Raw genomic sequence first — 15,180 nt, forward strand, 5'->3', positions numbered from 1 at the left:
GGGTGCGGCGGCGGGGGCGGGCGGGGCGGCGCTGGGGGCGCTCGGGCTGGCGGCGGCCGAGGCGGTGGTACGGGCGCGGCTGCGGCCGGGTCAACTGCCCCCGCTCCCCCAGCGGATCGCGATGAGCGGCGCGCTGGCGGCGTCGCTGGGCTGGGCGGCGGGGCGGGTGGCGGGGGCCGGTCCGCTGGCGGTGGGCACGGTCGCCGGGGCGGCGGCCGGGGCGCTGGGGCTGCGGCCGCAGAAGGTGGCGCTGGGGCCGGTGGTCGGCGCGGCGGTGGGCGGGGCGGTCCGCGGGCGGGCGAGGCGGGGGCCGGGGGATGGCGGGCTGGGCGCCGGCGGGCGGGACGTCCGTACGCGCGGCGCCGAGGCCGAGCGGGCGGCGGCGGCGCCCACCGCCGCCGTGGTCTCCTTCCGTACGCTCTCGGCGCTGCTCTTCCGCGATCCGCAGGTCAGCCTGGTCGCGCAGGAGGTCCCGGCCGAGGAGCTGCCGTTCGTGGTGCCGCGCGCCGCGCGCTCGCGCTACGTCGGCACCGGCTACGTACGGGAGTTGGCGGCGGAGCTGGGCGGTACGTACACCGCCGGGGAGCCCGACCTCGGCATCGTCGCCTCGCTCGACGACCTCGCCGGGCCGGACTTCGACCCGGCGCGCGTGGACGCGCGGGTGCGGGAGTTCTACGAGCACACCGCGCGCTTCACCCTGGACATCGTGCCCGAGTGGCGCACCTGGGTGCGCCCGGCCTACCTCCTCTACCGCACCTTCGTGGCCCGCCCGCTGGGGCAGGCGAACGTGCCGATGAACCAGCGCGAGACCCAGCGCGGCATGCGCTCGCGGATCGACACCGTCACCCCGGCAAAGGGCGGGGCGCCCACGGTGCGCGGCTGGATCCGCAGCTACGCCGACACCGACGACCCGATCTACGTCGGTATCTACACCACGTACCGGCACGGCGGCGAGGGCTTCGTCAGCGTCGGCTTCCCGCTGCCGCAGGCGAGCTTCACCGCCACCCTGCGGCCGTCCGGGCGCCCGGACGGCGGGCTGTCGCTGAGCAGCAGGGCGGCGGCGCGCGCGGACGGCGCCGTCGACCAGCCGGGGCACTACCTGAGCTATGTGGACGAGGAGAGCGGCGGGCTGACCACCCTGGCCGTGCACGGCTTCGCGGAGGAGCTGGACGTGTACGTGGCGGACGGCGAGCTGCGCGCCGAGCACGCGTTCTCGCTCTTCGGCATCCCGTTTCTGGTGCTTCGCTACCGGATGTCCCCCAAGGGCTAGCGGCAGGAGCGGGGGCGGCCGTACGGGGCGCGGCCCAATCCGCCATACTGCGCGCTGTGGAGCCGAATCGAGGTCAGAACATCACGCCGGTCAACGCCGCCGCCACCGATCCCTCCGCCCTTCCCGGGCTGATCGTGCCACGGCCCCGTACGACCGAGGAACCGCAGGAGGCGCCGGCCCCGGAGGAGGAATCCGCCGGGGCGGCGGAGTCCGAGGTGGCGGAGCCTGAGGCGGCGGAGCCGGTCGGGCTGCTGGAGAAGGCCGCCCCCGACACCTCCGCGGACGCCGCCGAGGACTCCGAAGTCGCCCCCGAGTCCGTCGAGTTGGAGTTCTCCGACCGCCGGGGCTCCGTCGTCGCCGACGCCGCCGGGATGCGCTTCACCCTCGACGACACCGAGGCGGAGTTCGACTGGGAGGAGATCGGCGCCGTCGAGTACGCCACGTCGCGCTTCGGCCGCCGCCTCACGGTGACGGTGCACCTGCGCGGCCGCAAGCTCTACGAGACGGACGTCACGGCGCCCGACAAGGCCGCCCTCGCCCGCTGGACGAAGTCCCTGGACGAGCTGATGGACGCCCGTTTCGACGACTGAGTCGACAACTGGGTCGACAACTGGGTCGACAACTGGGTCGACGGAGCCCGTACCCCCGCATCCCCGAGCGCGGACCACTCGCCACTGGCGGGTGGTCCGTCTCCGCGTTGCGGTGACGTAACGCCGGTGTCACCGCCCCTTGACCCCGTATCCACGCGATTGCATACTCGCCTCGCGGAAGTTAATCGATTGAACTAGCGCGGGGCGGGGTGGGGACGGTCATGGCTCGGGTGCGGATGTCCGATGTCGCCGCCGTGGCGGGCGTGTCGACGGCGACGGTGTCGCTGGTGCTCAGCGGGGCCGGCAGCCACCGCATCTCGGCGCAGACGCAGGCGAGGGTGCGGGAGGCGGCCGAGGCGGCGGGCTACGCGCCCAACTCGGTGGCCCGCAGTCTGCGCACGCAGCGGACCGGGATGATCGGCCTGCTGTCCGACACCATCGCCACCACGCCGTTCGCCGGCCGGATGCTGGCGGGGGCGAACGACGCGGCCCGCACGCACGGGCGCCTGATGGTGCTGGTGGACACCGACGGCGACGCGTCCCGGGAGCGGCAGGCGATCGAGGCGCTGACCGGGCAGCGGGTCGACGCGATGATCTACGCCCGGATGTGGCACCAGGTGGCCGACGCCCCGGTGGGGCTGCCCCAGGGCAGCGTCTTCCTGGACTGCCGTCCGTCGAGGGGGAGTTGGCCGACCGTGGTGCCGGACGACCGGGACGGCGGGGCGGCGGCGACCCGGGAGCTGGTGGCCGCGGGCCACCGGCGGATCGCCTACCTCGACGCGCCAAAGAGCGCCGGCCTGATCGCCTCGGCGCTGCGGCACCAGGGGTACCTCCAGGTGCTGGCCGAGGCCGGCATCACCCCCGACCCGGCCCTGCACGTGCGGGCCGGGACGGACGCGGAGGGCGGGCGGGCCGCCGCCGGGGAGCTGCTCGACCTGCCTGCCGAGCGCCGGCCGACCGCGCTGTTCTGCTTCAACGACCGGATGGCGATGGGCGCCTACACCGCGGCCCACCGCCGGGGGCTGCGCATTCCGGACGACCTGTCGATCGTCGGCTACGACGACCAGCAGCTGATCGCCGCCGAACTCGACCCGCCGCTCACCACGGTCGCCCTGCCGCACTACGAGATGGGGCGCTGGGCGATGGAGGTGGCGCTCGGGGAGCGGGAGGCCGATCCGGCCGAACCGCACCACATGCGGTGCCCGATCATCCGTCGGGACTCCGTGGGTCCGCCGCCGCCCTGGTCGGGGGACCGATAACGGCGGCGAACCCCCCGTACGAAAACGGCAGTTGGCGCTGCCGTCCGCTGGAGAAACCACACGGCAGTTGGCGCTGCCGCTCACTCGGGGGCCGACCGACGGCCGGCCCCGGGAAAGGGACCACCTGATGCGCAATCCCCTCGCGATCGTAGCAGCGGCGAGCCTGCTCGCAACGGCCGTACTGACCGGCTGCGCCAAGGCCGGTGAGGACACCGCCTCCGACGACGGCCCGGCGAAGGTCACCATGTGGACCCACTCGGCCGGCAACCCGGGCGAGCTGGCCGTCTACAAGCAGCTCATCGCCGACTTCAACGCCTCGCAGGACGACTACCAGGTCGTCCAGCAGAACTTCCCGCAGGGCGCCTACAACGACGCCATCACCGGCGCCGCCGCCGCGAAGAAGCTGCCCTGCCTGCTCGACATGGACGGTCCGATCATGCCGAACTGGGCGTGGGCCGGATACCTCCAGCCGCTCGACCTGCCCAAGACGATCACCGACAAGCTGCTCCCGACCGCGGTCGGCAGCTACGACGGCAAGATCTACTCCGCCGGCTACTGGGACGCGGCGATGGCGATCTTCGCCCGTACCTCCGTGCTGGAGAAGAACAAGCTGCGCGTCCCGACGATCGACCGGCCCTGGACGCAGGCCGAGTTCGACGCCGCGCTCACCACGCTCAAGGGCGCCGGGTACAAGACCCCCGTCGACCTCGGCGCCGCCGACACCGGCGAGTGGTGGCCGTACGCCTACTCCTCCATGCTGCAGAGCGCGGGCGGCGACCTGATCGACCGCTCCACGATGAAGTCCGCCGACGGCGTCCTCAACAGCCCCGACTCGGTGCGCTTCCTCACCTGGTTCCAGAACGCCTTCGAGAAGGGCTGGGCCGACCACGCGGGCCCGGTCGGCAACCAGCGCTTCATCGACGGCAAGGTCGCCCTCAGCTACACCGGCGTGTGGAACGCCAAGGACGCGGTGGAGAAGGTCGGCGACGACCTCGCCATCCTGCCTCCGGTCGACTTCGGCAAGGGCGCGAAGATCGGTGGCGGCTCCTGGCAGTGGGGCATCTCCACCGGCTGCTCGGGCAAGGCCGCCGAAGGCGCCCGCAAGTACCTGGAGTTCAGCTTCCAGGACAAGTACCTGACGGCGTTCTCCGACAGCCAGGTCGTCATCCCCGCTACCGACAGCGCCGCCGCGGCCTCGAAGTACTTCGGCCCGAACGGCAAGCTGAAGACCTTCGCCGAGCTGTCGAAGAAGTTCGCGCTGTCCCGCCCGGCCACCCCCGCGTACCCGGTGATCTCGACCTCCTTCGAGAAGGCCGCCAAGGCCGCGATGGACGGCCAGGATCCGAAGGAAGCCCTGGACGAGGCCGTGCAGTCGATCGACAGCGACCTCAAGTCCAACGGCTACGGCGACTGATCCCGCTCGGGTGCGGAAGTCCCCCCGCGCGGGGGGACTTCCGCACCCGACCTGAGGCCGCACGCACCTTGAGGGGAGGGACGACGCGCCCGCCGTCCCTCCCCGGCCCAGCCCCGAAAGGCATCCCATGACGGCGAACCATCCGTCGCGTCCGGCCCGCGAGCCGGACGACCCGGTCGGTACGGACGTGAGCACCGCCCGTACCACCAGCGGCCCCGCGCGGGCCTTCGGCACCGCTCCGGCGAAGGCCGCCAGGCGCCGGCGCCCCAGCTCCTCCGCGCGCGGTGAGCGGCGGGCCGGATGGGCGATGATGAGCCCCGCCGCCCTGCTGCTCCTGCTCTTCCTCATCATCCCGGTGCTGCTCGGCTTCGCGCTCTCCTTCACCAACGCGCGGCTGATCTCCCCCGAGCCGCTGCGGTTCGTCGGCCTGGAGAACTTCCGGCGGGCTTTCACCGTCGACCCGACCTTCTTCAAGTCGATGCGCAACACCTTCGCCTTCGCCGCCGTGGTCGTGCCCGTACAGGCGGGTCTGGGGCTGGTGCTGGCCCTGCTGGTCAACCAGAAGCTGCGCGGCGTCACCGCCTTCCGGGTCATCTTCTTCATCCCGGTCGTCACCTCGATCGTCGTGGTGTCGATCCTGTGGAAGTTCATGTACCAGCCCGACGGCGTCGTGAACTCCTTCATCGACACCGTCACCTTCGGCGCCTGGCAGGGCGCCGCCTGGCTCAACGACCCCGGCACCGCCCTCGGCGCGATCATCGTGCTGTCGATCTGGCAGGCGGTCGGCTTCCACATGCTGATCTGGCTGGCCGGCCTCCAGACCATCCCCGAGGAGCTGTACGAGGCGGCGCGGATGGACGGCGCGGGCCTGTGGCAGCAGTTCCGCCACGTCACCTGGCCCTCGCTGCGCGCCACCCGCGTCTTCGTCCTGATCACGATCACGATCGCCGCGCTCGGGCTGTTCGTCCAGGTGGCGGTGATGACCCAGGGCGGCCCGGTGGACTCCACCTCCACGCTCGTCTACCACGCGATCCGTACCGGATACAGCCAGCAGCAGGTCGGCTACGGCTCGGCGATCTCGCTGGTCTTCTTCGTCATCGTGCTCGTCATCGCGCTGATCCAGCGCCACCTCACCCGCGAGAAGGACTGACCGATGGCCGCCAACATCCCCCACCCCGCCCCGGGGCGTGCGAAGAGCGAGCGGGCCCTGCGCCGTCGGCGCCGGATCTGGTCGTACACCGCCCTCGTCGCCTTCGCGGTCTTCTTCCTGTTCCCGCTGGTCTTCCTGTTCGTCGCGAGCCTGAAGCCGGACAGCCAGATCCTCTCCGACATGAGCGGCTGGCGGTCCTTCCTGCCGGTCGGCGACATCAGCCTGGACAACTACGCGGGCGTCTTCGAGCGGGTGCCCGTGGGGCGGTTCATGGTCAACTCGCTGCTCGTCACGGTCCTCATCGTCGTCTTCGGTCTGATCGTCAACTCGATGGCCGGGTTCGCGCTGTCCCGGCTGCGCTGGCGCGGCCGGGGACTGGTCCTGGCGATCATCATCGCCACGCTGATCGTGCCCTTCGAGACGATCGCCGTGCCCCTGGTCTACTGGGTCGCGCAACTGCCGACGCTCGTGCTGGAGGGCGGGCAGATCAAGTACGACATCGGCTGGCTCAACACCTACCAGGTGCAGATCATCCCCTTCGTCGCCAACGCCTTCTCGGTGTTCCTCTTCGCCCAGTACTTCTCCACCATCCCCACCTCGATCGACGAGGCGGCGCGGATCGACGGCGCCGGCTGGTTCACCATCTACCGGCGGATCATCGTGCCCCTGTCCGGACCCGCCTTCGCGACGGTGGCGATCCTGACATTCCTGCCCGCCTGGAACCAGTACCTGTGGCCGCTGATGGTCGCGCAGGACGAGAGCCTGCGCCCGGTCATGGTCGGCCTGCAGTACTTCTTCCAGGACAACCCGGCCTGGGGCGAGATCATGGCGTACGCGGCGATGATCACACTGCCGGTGCTGGTCGTCTTCCTCGCCTTCCAGCGCGCTTTCGTCTCCAGCGTCGCGGCCAGCGGCGTCAAGGGCTGACCCGGGCGCCGCGCCCCGGTGCCGCCCCTTCCCCGCTGCCCCGCTGCCCCGCTTCCCCGCTTCCCCCTGCCCGCACCCGACCCCGCCGTCCGGCACCGGCGCGGGTCTGCGCGGCCCGCCCCGAAAGGCCCCCATGTACGCGCTTCCCGACTCCTGGGTCTGGGACTTCTGGTTCGCCGACGACGGAGAGGAGTACCACCTCTTCTTCCTCTACGCCTCCCGCGCCCTGCACGACCCCGAGGCCCGCCACTACCGCGCCTCCGTCGGCCACGCCGTCTCCCGCGACCTGCGCGACTGGACCCGCGTCGAGGACGCCCTCGTCCGCGCCGACGCGCCGGCCTTCGACGATCTCGCGACCTGGACCGGCTCCACCGTCCAGGGCCCCGACGGCACCTGGCACCTCTTCTACACCGGCTCCACCCGCGCCCCCGACGGCGTCAGGAACATCCAGCGCGTCGCCGTCGCCACCTCCACCGACCTGCGCACCTGGCACCGTTCCGGCGGCGAACCGCTGCTCAGTGCCGACGGCGAGTGGTACGAAACCCTCGACTCCGGCGCCTGGCACGACGAGGCGTTCCGCGACCCGTGGGTCTTCGCCGACCCCGAAGGCGAGGGCTGGCACATGCTGATCACCGCCCGCGCCACCGAGGGCGAGCCCTTCGAACGCGGCGTCGTCGGCCACGCCCACTCCACCGACCTGCGGACCTGGGAGCTGCGCCCGCCGCTCTCGGCGCCGACCGCGCACGGCTTCGGTCAACTGGAGGTCATGCAGGTCGAGATCGTCGACGGGAGGCCGCTGCTGCTGTTCTCCTGCCTGGCCGCGCACGCCTCGACGTCCCGGGCCGCCGTGGAGAGCCGGGGCGGAATCTGGGCGGCGCCCGCGAGCAGCCTCCTCGGCCCGTACGACATCGACGCAGCCACCCTCGTCACCGACGACCGCTACTACAGCGGTCGCCTCATCCGCCGTCGCGCGGACGGCCGTTGGGTGCTGATGGCCTTCCACCACACCGGCCCCGACGGCGCCTTCGTCGGCACGATCAGCGACCCGATGCCCGTCAGCTGGGACGGCGCGCGGCTGACGCTGACCGACCCCGCCGGCTGACCTCACCCCACTGACGTGGCCGACCGCCGGGCGCCCGCCCTCCCGCAGCGAAGGAGTACGACGTTGAACGCCAAGACCGCCATGGCCCTGGGCCTGGGATGCGCCCTCACCGCCTGGAGCCTGCTGGGCTCGGGCCCGGTGGGCGCCGCTCAGGCCACCACCGCTCAGGCCACCGCCGCCACCTCCGCCGCGGGCGCCGCGGCGGCCTCCAGCGCGGCGCCCGGCTACCGTTCGCAGTACCACTTCAGCGTTCCCGACCACTGGAAGAACGACCCTCAGCGGCCGATCTTCCTCGACGGCGCCTTCCACTACTACTACCTCTACAACGCCGACTACGGCACCAAGGTCGGCACCGCCTGGCGGCACGCCACCACCACCGACAACGTCTCCTTCGCCGACCAGGGCGTCGCCGCGCCCAAGGAGACCAACGCCAACTACGACCTGTGGTCGGGCTCGGCCGTCATCGACACGCACAACACCGCCGGATTCGGTGCCGGCACGGTGATCATGCTGGTGACGCAGATGGACCACCCGACCCCGCAGCAGATCACCGACGCCTCGGGCCCGCAGGCGCAGTTCCTCTGGTACTCCACCGACGGGGGCCGCAACTTCCGCCCGTACGGGGAGAGTCCCGTCATCCCCAACGGCGGCCGCCGGGACGCCCGCGACCCGAAGGTCGTCTGGGACGCGGCCCGCGACCGCTGGGTCGCCGCGATCGCCGAAGGCGACCGGATCAGCTTCTCCACCTCCCCCGACCTGAAGAACTGGACGCGTGTCTCGGAGTTCGTCAACGACCAGCTCGGCACCCTGGAATGCCCCGACCTCTTCCAGCTCCGCGCCGATGACGGCACCCTGCACTGGGTGCTGGGTCTGAGCGCCAACGGCTACCGCACCGGCGACCCCAACACCTATGCGTACTGGACAGGCGACTTCGACGGCACCCGCTTCACGCCCGACAAGACGGCGCCGCAGTGGCTGGACCAGGGCTTCGACTGGTACGGAGCGGTGAGCTGGGAGGACCCCGCCGCGCCGCTGGAGCGCCGCTTCGCCATGGGCTGGATGAACAACTGGACCTACGCCCACACCACCCCGTCGTGGCCCACCGACGGCTTCAACGGCACCGACTCCATCGTCCGCACCATCAACCTCAAGCGCTACAGCGACGGGTACGCCCTGGCCTCGCGCCCGGTCGACACCCTCGCCGACCACGCCACCGCCACCCGCGACCTCGGCGACCTCACCGTGAACGGCGTGCTGCCGCTCGACTACCAGGGCGACGCCTACCAGCTGGAGGCCGACGTCAGCTGGCAGACCGCCACCAACATCGGCGCCCAGCTGCGCGTCTCCGCCGACGGCACCCGGCACGCCGACGCCGGCGTCACCACGGGCCCCGGCGCCTACAGCTACCTCAACCGCGGCCAGACCGGGAACCCGGGCCCCATGGGTGGGAAGTACGAGACCCGGGGCGCCTTCGACCCGGCGAAGAAGAAGGTCCGCCTGCGCATCCTCGTCGACCGCACCTCCGTCGAACTGTTCGTCGACGACGGCCGCCAGACCCACACGCAGCTCGTCTTCGCCGACCCGGCGGACAAGGGCCTGAAGCTCTACGCCTCCGACGGACCCGCCACCTTCGCCAACGTCAGGATCACCGAGTTCGCCGGCCTCGACCAGCGCCCGGCCACGGTCCTCGCGGACTTCGAAGGCGGCTCGTACGGCAGCGGCTGGAGCGCCACCGGCGACTTCACCGGTACCGCCCCCGTCACCTGGGACGCGCCGGGCCGGGTCGGCACGGCGTACGCGGACACCTTCGTCCCCGGCCGCGACAGCGCCACCGGCACGCTCACGTCGCCCGCCTTCACCATCGACCGGCGCGCGCTCCACCTCCTGATCGGCGGCGGCCGCCACCCGCTCGGGCAGCCCGGAGCGACCTCGGTGAACCTGCTGGTCGACGGGCAGCCCGTCCGTACCGCCACCGGCTTCGACAGCGGTGAGCTGAGGCCGGTGCGCTGGAACCTGGACGACCTCCAAGGCCGTCGCGCGCAGCTGCAGATCCTGGACGACGCGAGCGGCGACTGGGGGCACCTGATGGTCGACCAGGTCGTCCTCAGCGATTGACAAGGCTGTCCGCGGGTGCGGGCGGTGCGCCCGTTCCCGGCGCACCGCCCGCACCCGTCCGCACCGCATCTCGTTCCGCCCCGCACAGGCCCACCCAGGAGCAGCCGAGTCCCATGGCAGAACCCGCCACCGCAGACGTCGACTTCCTCGTCATCGGCGAGTGCGTCGCCGACATCGTCCGCACCCCCGGCCGCCGCGACCGCCCGCATCCCGGCGGCAGTCCCGCCAACGTCGCCTACGGGCTCGCCCGGCTCGGCCGGCGCACCGCCCTGCTCACCCAGCTCGGCGACGATCCGTACGGCGAGCTGATCCGCACCCATCTCACCGCCGCCGGCGTGGACGTCCTGACGGACTCCCGGCCGGTGGCCACGCCCACCGCCGTGGTCACCCTGGACGAACACGGCGCCGCCGCCTACGAGTTCACCATCGACTGGAGTCTCGCGGCGAGCGAGCCGCCCCGCGCCCGCCACGTCCACCTCGGCTCGCTCGCCTCGGTGCGCGAACCCGGCGCGGCCGTCGCCCGGCGGCTGCTGCGCGAGGCGCGCGCCGCCGGCGCCACCGTCTCCTACGACCCCAACATCCGTCCCGCGCTGTTCGGTGAGCGCGCGGCCGGCCTCGCCGCCGTCGAGGACTGCGTGGCCCTCAGCGACCTGGTCAAGGCCAGCGACGAGGACCTGGCGTGGCTCTACCCCGGTGTCCCCGTCCGGGACAGTGCCGCCCGCTGGCTCGGCCTCGGGCCCGGCACCGTCATCGTGACCATGGGCGGCGAGGGGGCCTTCGCCCTCACCGCCGACGGCGAGACGCGTATCGAAGCGCCGCCGACCGCCGTCGTCGACACCGTGGGCGCCGGTGACTCCTTCATGTCCGCCGTCCTGGCAGTCCTGCCCGCCGCCCGCCCTGGCCCGGACGTGCTGGCCCGGGCGCTGCGGACGGCCGCCGCGGCCGCCGCGATCACGGTCTCGCGCGCCGGGGCCGACCCGCCCACCGCCGCCGAGCTCGCCGCCGCCCGACCCGGGGCCCGTACGGGCTGATCCGGTCGGCGTACGGGGGTGGGGCCCCTTCCCCAACTACTGGGCTGGCAGGGGGTGTTCAGCCGCGCCGCGACGTCGTCAGGCGTCCTCGCGGAACTCGCACCACACCGCCTTGCCCTCGCCGCGCGGCTCGACGCCCCAGCTGCCCGCCAGTTCGTCCAGCAGCAGCACGCCGCGGCCGGAGGAGGCCAGTTCGCCGGGGTGGCGGCGGTGCGGGAGGGCCGCGCCGGTGTCGGCGACCGCCAGGCGCAGGAGGCGGTGGCCGGGCGGGCCGGTGAGGTCGGCGCGGACCTCGGCGGGGCCGCCGGTGTGGAGCATGACGTTGGCGAGCAGCTCGGAGAGCGCCAGCACCGCCGCGTCGCGCGAGTCGGGGTGCTGCCAGTCGTGGAGCATGCCGCGCAGCTTGCCGCGGGTGTCGGCGATCCGCTCGCGTTCGTCCTGCGGGACGACCAGCTTCAGCCGCCGGGCACTGTCCCGTCCGCCGTCCTCCCCCTGCGCGCGGGCGCGGTCGGCGCGCAGCAGGACCAGCGCGATGTCGTCGTCGCTGTGGTGGGAGTGGGGGCCCGGGTAGCGGTCGGCGCCGGGGCCGGCGACCACGTCGACCAGGGCGTCGGCGACGGCCTCCAGCGGCTTGCCCACGGTGTCGTGGAACGCCCGCTGCAGGCGCTCCTGGCCGGTGTAGAGGTCGTGGCCGCCGTTCTCCGCCAGTCCGTCCGTGCAGAGCATCATCGTCTCCCCCGCCGCCAGGACGTGCGGGGTGACCGGGTAGTCGGGGTCCTCCTCGATGCCCAGCGGCAGGCCGCCCTCGGTGGGGTGGATGAGCATGGTGCCGTCCGCCAGCGTCAGGACGGGGTCGAGGTGGCCGGCGCGGGCGACGGCCATGGCGCCGGTGGCCGGGTCGATCTCCAGGTAGAGGCAGGTCGCGAAGCGCTCGTCCGCCTCGCCCTCGCCGAGGCGGTGCAGGAAGCGCGAGGCGCGGCGCAGGACCACCTCGGGGTCGTGGCCCTCGCTGGCGTAGGCGCGGATGGCGATCCGCAGCTGGCTCATCACCCGGGCGGCCCGCACGTCGTGGCCCTGGACGTCTCCGATGACCACGGCGATCTTCCCGGTGGGCAGCTCGATCACGTCGTACCAGTCGCCGCCGATGCTCAGGCCCGTACCGGTGGGCACGTAGCGGGCGACGAGTGCGAGCCCCTCGACCGCCGGCAGGTCGCCCGGCATCATGCTGCTCTGCAGTTCGTCCGCGGACTCCCGCTCGCTGTCGTGGGCCTGGGCGCGGTCGAGGGCCTGGGACAGCATCCGTGCGACGGTCGCCAGCACGGTCCGCTCCTCCGGGGCGAAGGCGGTCTCCTCGCGGAAGGCCAGCACCCACACGTCGCGCACGCCGTCACGGGTGGTCAGGGGCAGGTAGGCCCAGGAGTTCATGCCCGCGCGCTCGGCCGGGTCCCACACGGCCGGGAAGCGGCGGCGGAACTCCTCGCGGCTGACGAGGTAGACCGGCTTCCCGGTGCGCGCCACCTCGCAGGAGGGGGCGACGGTGGCGAGCGGCAGCGGGGGGAAGTCCGTGCGCTGCGCCCAGGAGCCGTGCCGGCTGATGATGCGCAGGTGGTCGTCCTCCTGTACGAGGACAGCCTGCCCGGCGGGGGTGAGGCCGGGCAGGGCGAGCGCGGCGGCCGTCCGCAGGACCGCGTCGGTCGAGGGGGCCTCGGCGAGGGCCCGCCCGGCGTCCAGCAGGAACGCCTCCCGGGAGAGCTGCCGCTCCCTCGGGACGTCGCCCAGGGCGGGCTCCGTCACCTCCTGGACGGTGCCGGAGGCGGTACGCGCCTGCGGGTCGCCGAACCGCAGCCGCACCCGCAGCCGGCGCAGCACCGCGCCGTCGGGGTCCACGACGCGGACGGTCGCCTCCGCGAAGGTGCCCTCGATGCGGGCGAGGTCGGCCGCGCCGGTCAGCCCCACGTAGTCCAGGCCGTGGATACGGGCGCGCAGGTCGGCGGGCGCCGTCCGGATCCCGGCCGTGGCGGGGTCCGGGGAGGGCAGCCCGAGGAGCTCCGCGGCCACGGCGTCGAGCGTGACCGCTCCGTCGGCCGTCGACCAGCTCCACACGCCGGTGTCGACGGCGGGGAGGACCTCCTCGGGGTGCATTTCGCCATTTTATTGGCGTTTCAGGCGTTTCGCCGGGTCGGGAGGCGGCCGTGGGGGCGGGGGTGGGCGGCGTCGCGGGTGCGGCGGTGGGCGTGGTCGTGCGGGTCGCCGCGGGCACGGGGTGCGTGCGGTGCGTGAGAGTCCACGGGCGGCGCCCTGTCCGCGTGCCGTGCGCGGGCTGTACGGGCGCCGGGGGGCGGGGAGTTGTCGGTGGGCGCCGGTACGATCTGCGCGAAGATCCGACGCGGGGGGTGCGTATGGCGTGGCCTGGGGAGCTGACGGACGCGGAGCGGCTGGTGTGGGAGGCGTTCCCGCGCGGCGGCCGGGTCGACCTGCGGACGGGGGACGCGGCGGCGGACGATCCGCGGCGGGCGGCTCAGTGGGGTCCGGAGCGGACGGTGCGGGCGGAGGTCATAGCCGCGCTGCTGCTGGGCGCCTGCGAGCCGGAGAGCGGCCACGTGGCGGCCGTGCACCTGCGGGGGGCGCGGATCACGGGCGAGCTCTTCCTGGAGCACGCGGACATCGGCTGCCACATCCGCATCCGGGACTGCGTCTTCGAGGACACGATCAACCTCTACGGCGCCCGGACGCGCAACGTCAGCATCCAGGACTCCCGGCTGCACTGCGTGGGCGCCCACTACGCGGTGGTGGAGGGGAACCTGCGGCTCTACCGCTGCCGGATAACCGACCGCGTCACCCTGCTCGGCGCCCGGATCGGCGGCAGTCTCAACCTGGGCGGGTCCACGCTGGGCTCTCCTGGATCGGGCTTCGGCCCTGGGTCCGGCTCCGGCGACGGCAGGGCGCTGGCGGCGAGCCGGCTGCAGGTCGACAGCGACGTCCTGCTCAACCAGGGCTTCACCGCCGAGGGCCTGGTCGAGCTGCGCAGCGCCCGGATAGGCGGCAGCCTGCAGCTGCGCGAGGCGCGGCTGCGGGGTGTGGGCGGGGTGGCGATGGACGCGGCGCGGCTGCGGGTCGAGGGCGATGTCTCCGGCTACAAGATGAGCGTGCGCGGGAAGGTGGGCCTGCGCGGCGCGGTCATCGCGGGCGCCCTCTTCCTGCGCGACGCGGAGCTGGCCAACCCCGGTCGGCGCACGCTGGACGCGCCGGGGGCGCGGTTCGGGGCGGACGTGGTGCTGGACCGCGACTTCCGCTCCCAGGGGGCCGTCCGGCTGGCCGCCGCCGGTATCGCCGGCCATCTCCAGCTGGGCGGCGGGGCGTTCTCGGCGCCGGGCGAGATCGCCGTCGACGCGTACGGACTGCAGACGGGCGGCGACATCGCCGCGCGCGAGGCCACGGTGGAGGGGATGCTGCGCATATCGGGCGCGCAGCTCACCGGCCGCCTCGACCTCACCGGCGCCCGGCTGCGCAGTGGTGACGCGACCACCTCGCGCACCGTGCTCTCCCTGCGGCAGACCACGGTGCGGGAGGTGACGCTCTCCACCGCGCAGCCCCCGGCGGGCACGGTGGACCTGCGGTACGCGACGATCGGGCTGCTGCACGACGACCCGGCGACCTGGCCGCCGCGCATCCGCCTGGACGGCGCCTCCTACCAGCAGCTCGACACCCCGCTCCCGGCCGCCGAGCGGCTGCGCTGGCTGGCCCGCGACGAGGGCGCGTACCTGCCGCAGCCCTACGAGCACCTGGCGGCGATGTACCGGCGGCTGGGCATGGAGGGCAATGCCCGCCACGTGCAGTTGGCCGGGCAGCGGGCGCGGCGCGGGCGGCTGCGGTGGTACGGGCGGCTGTGGAGCGTCGTCCAGGACGTGACGGTGGGCTACGGCTACCGGCCGGCGCGGGCGGTGGGCTGGCTGCTGGGGCTGCTGGCGCTGGGGTCGGTGTACTTCGCGCTGCACGAGCCGCTGCCGGCCGACCCGTCCCGCCCCGAGGGGATACCGAACTTCAACAGCGTCCTCTACGCTCTCGATCTACTGCTGCCCGTGGTCGACTTCGGGCAGGAGAAGGCCCGGGTGCCGGTGGGGACGGCGGGGCAGTGGGTCGCGTTCGTGCTGATCGCCTCGGGCTGGATCCTGGCGACGGCGGTGGCGGCGGGCCTCGCCCGGGCGCTGAACCGGCCGTGAGCGCGGCGGCGTGCCGGGGACGGGCCGCCTCCGGTATCGAACAGAGATCAAATCTCAGGGCTGGCCCTGATGTGGGCCTCTTGGGGCGCCCGTAGCGTGTGC

11 protein-coding genes are annotated in these 15,180 nt (G+C 73.3%); 10 read left to right on the plus strand and 1 reads right to left on the minus strand.

The features are described 5' to 3' along the window. The 9 genes from ACFQLX_RS04430 to ACFQLX_RS04470 all read left to right on the plus strand — a co-directional run. On the plus strand, positions 1–1,270 hold a 1,270-nt coding region (locus ACFQLX_RS04430; protein ID WP_386412125.1), incomplete at its 5' end, for a hypothetical protein. Between the two features lie 56 nt (positions 1,271–1,326). Next, entirely contained in the window at positions 1,327–1,860 is a 534-nt protein-coding gene (locus ACFQLX_RS04435) for a hypothetical protein (RefSeq protein ID WP_386412127.1), read from the plus strand. 221 nt (positions 1,861–2,081) lie between these two features. Next, positions 2,082–3,119, plus strand: coding sequence for a LacI family DNA-binding transcriptional regulator (locus ACFQLX_RS04440; protein WP_386412129.1), 1,038 nt, complete (start codon positions 2,082–2,084; stop codon positions 3,117–3,119). A gap of 127 nt (positions 3,120–3,246) precedes the next feature. Beyond that, positions 3,247–4,533 (plus strand): sugar ABC transporter substrate-binding protein, encoded by a 1,287-nt coding sequence (locus ACFQLX_RS04445; protein WP_386412131.1) that lies wholly within the window; start codon positions 3,247–3,249, stop codon positions 4,531–4,533. A gap of 127 nt (positions 4,534–4,660) precedes the next feature. Continuing rightward, positions 4,661–5,683 carry a carbohydrate ABC transporter permease gene (locus ACFQLX_RS04450; RefSeq protein ID WP_386412133.1) on the plus strand — a complete coding sequence of 341 codons (1,023 nt, stop codon included), beginning with the start codon at positions 4,661–4,663 and terminating at the stop codon, positions 5,681–5,683. A 3-nt stretch (positions 5,684–5,686) separates the two neighbouring features. Further along, positions 5,687–6,610, plus strand: a complete 924-nt coding sequence (locus tag ACFQLX_RS04455) for a carbohydrate ABC transporter permease (RefSeq protein WP_386412134.1) — start codon at positions 5,687–5,689, stop codon at positions 6,608–6,610. Positions 6,611–6,743: 133 nt separating this feature from the next. Then, a complete protein-coding gene (locus ACFQLX_RS04460; protein WP_386412136.1) occupies positions 6,744–7,712 on the plus strand; it encodes a glycoside hydrolase family 68 protein in 969 nt (322 codons plus the stop codon). A gap of 63 nt (positions 7,713–7,775) precedes the next feature. Next, the gene (locus ACFQLX_RS04465) at positions 7,776–9,827 is read left to right on the plus strand and encodes a glycoside hydrolase family 32 protein (RefSeq protein WP_386412138.1); all 2,052 of its coding nucleotides are present in this window, start codon (positions 7,776–7,778) and stop codon (positions 9,825–9,827) included. 113 nt (positions 9,828–9,940) lie between these two features. Next, positions 9,941–10,858, plus strand: coding sequence for a carbohydrate kinase family protein (locus ACFQLX_RS04470; protein WP_386412140.1), 918 nt, complete (start codon positions 9,941–9,943; stop codon positions 10,856–10,858). A 78-nt stretch (positions 10,859–10,936) separates the two neighbouring features. On the opposite strand, the gene ACFQLX_RS04475 is transcribed toward ACFQLX_RS04470, so the two are convergent. Further along, complete coding sequence (locus ACFQLX_RS04475) at positions 10,937–13,000, minus strand: SpoIIE family protein phosphatase (protein WP_386412142.1); 2,064 nt, start codon at positions 12,998–13,000, stop codon at positions 10,937–10,939. Positions 13,001–13,257: 257 nt separating this feature from the next. Between ACFQLX_RS04475 and ACFQLX_RS04480 the strand changes: the two genes are divergently transcribed. Further along, the gene (locus ACFQLX_RS04480) at positions 13,258–15,078 is read left to right on the plus strand and encodes a hypothetical protein (protein WP_386412144.1); all 1,821 of its coding nucleotides are present in this window, start codon (positions 13,258–13,260) and stop codon (positions 15,076–15,078) included. The last annotated feature ends 102 nt before the right edge of the window (positions 15,079–15,180 follow it).

The sequence above is a fragment of the Streptomyces polyrhachis genome, assembly GCF_042663125.1.
Lineage (GTDB): Bacteria > Actinomycetota > Actinomycetes > Streptomycetales > Streptomycetaceae > Streptomyces > Streptomyces polyrhachii.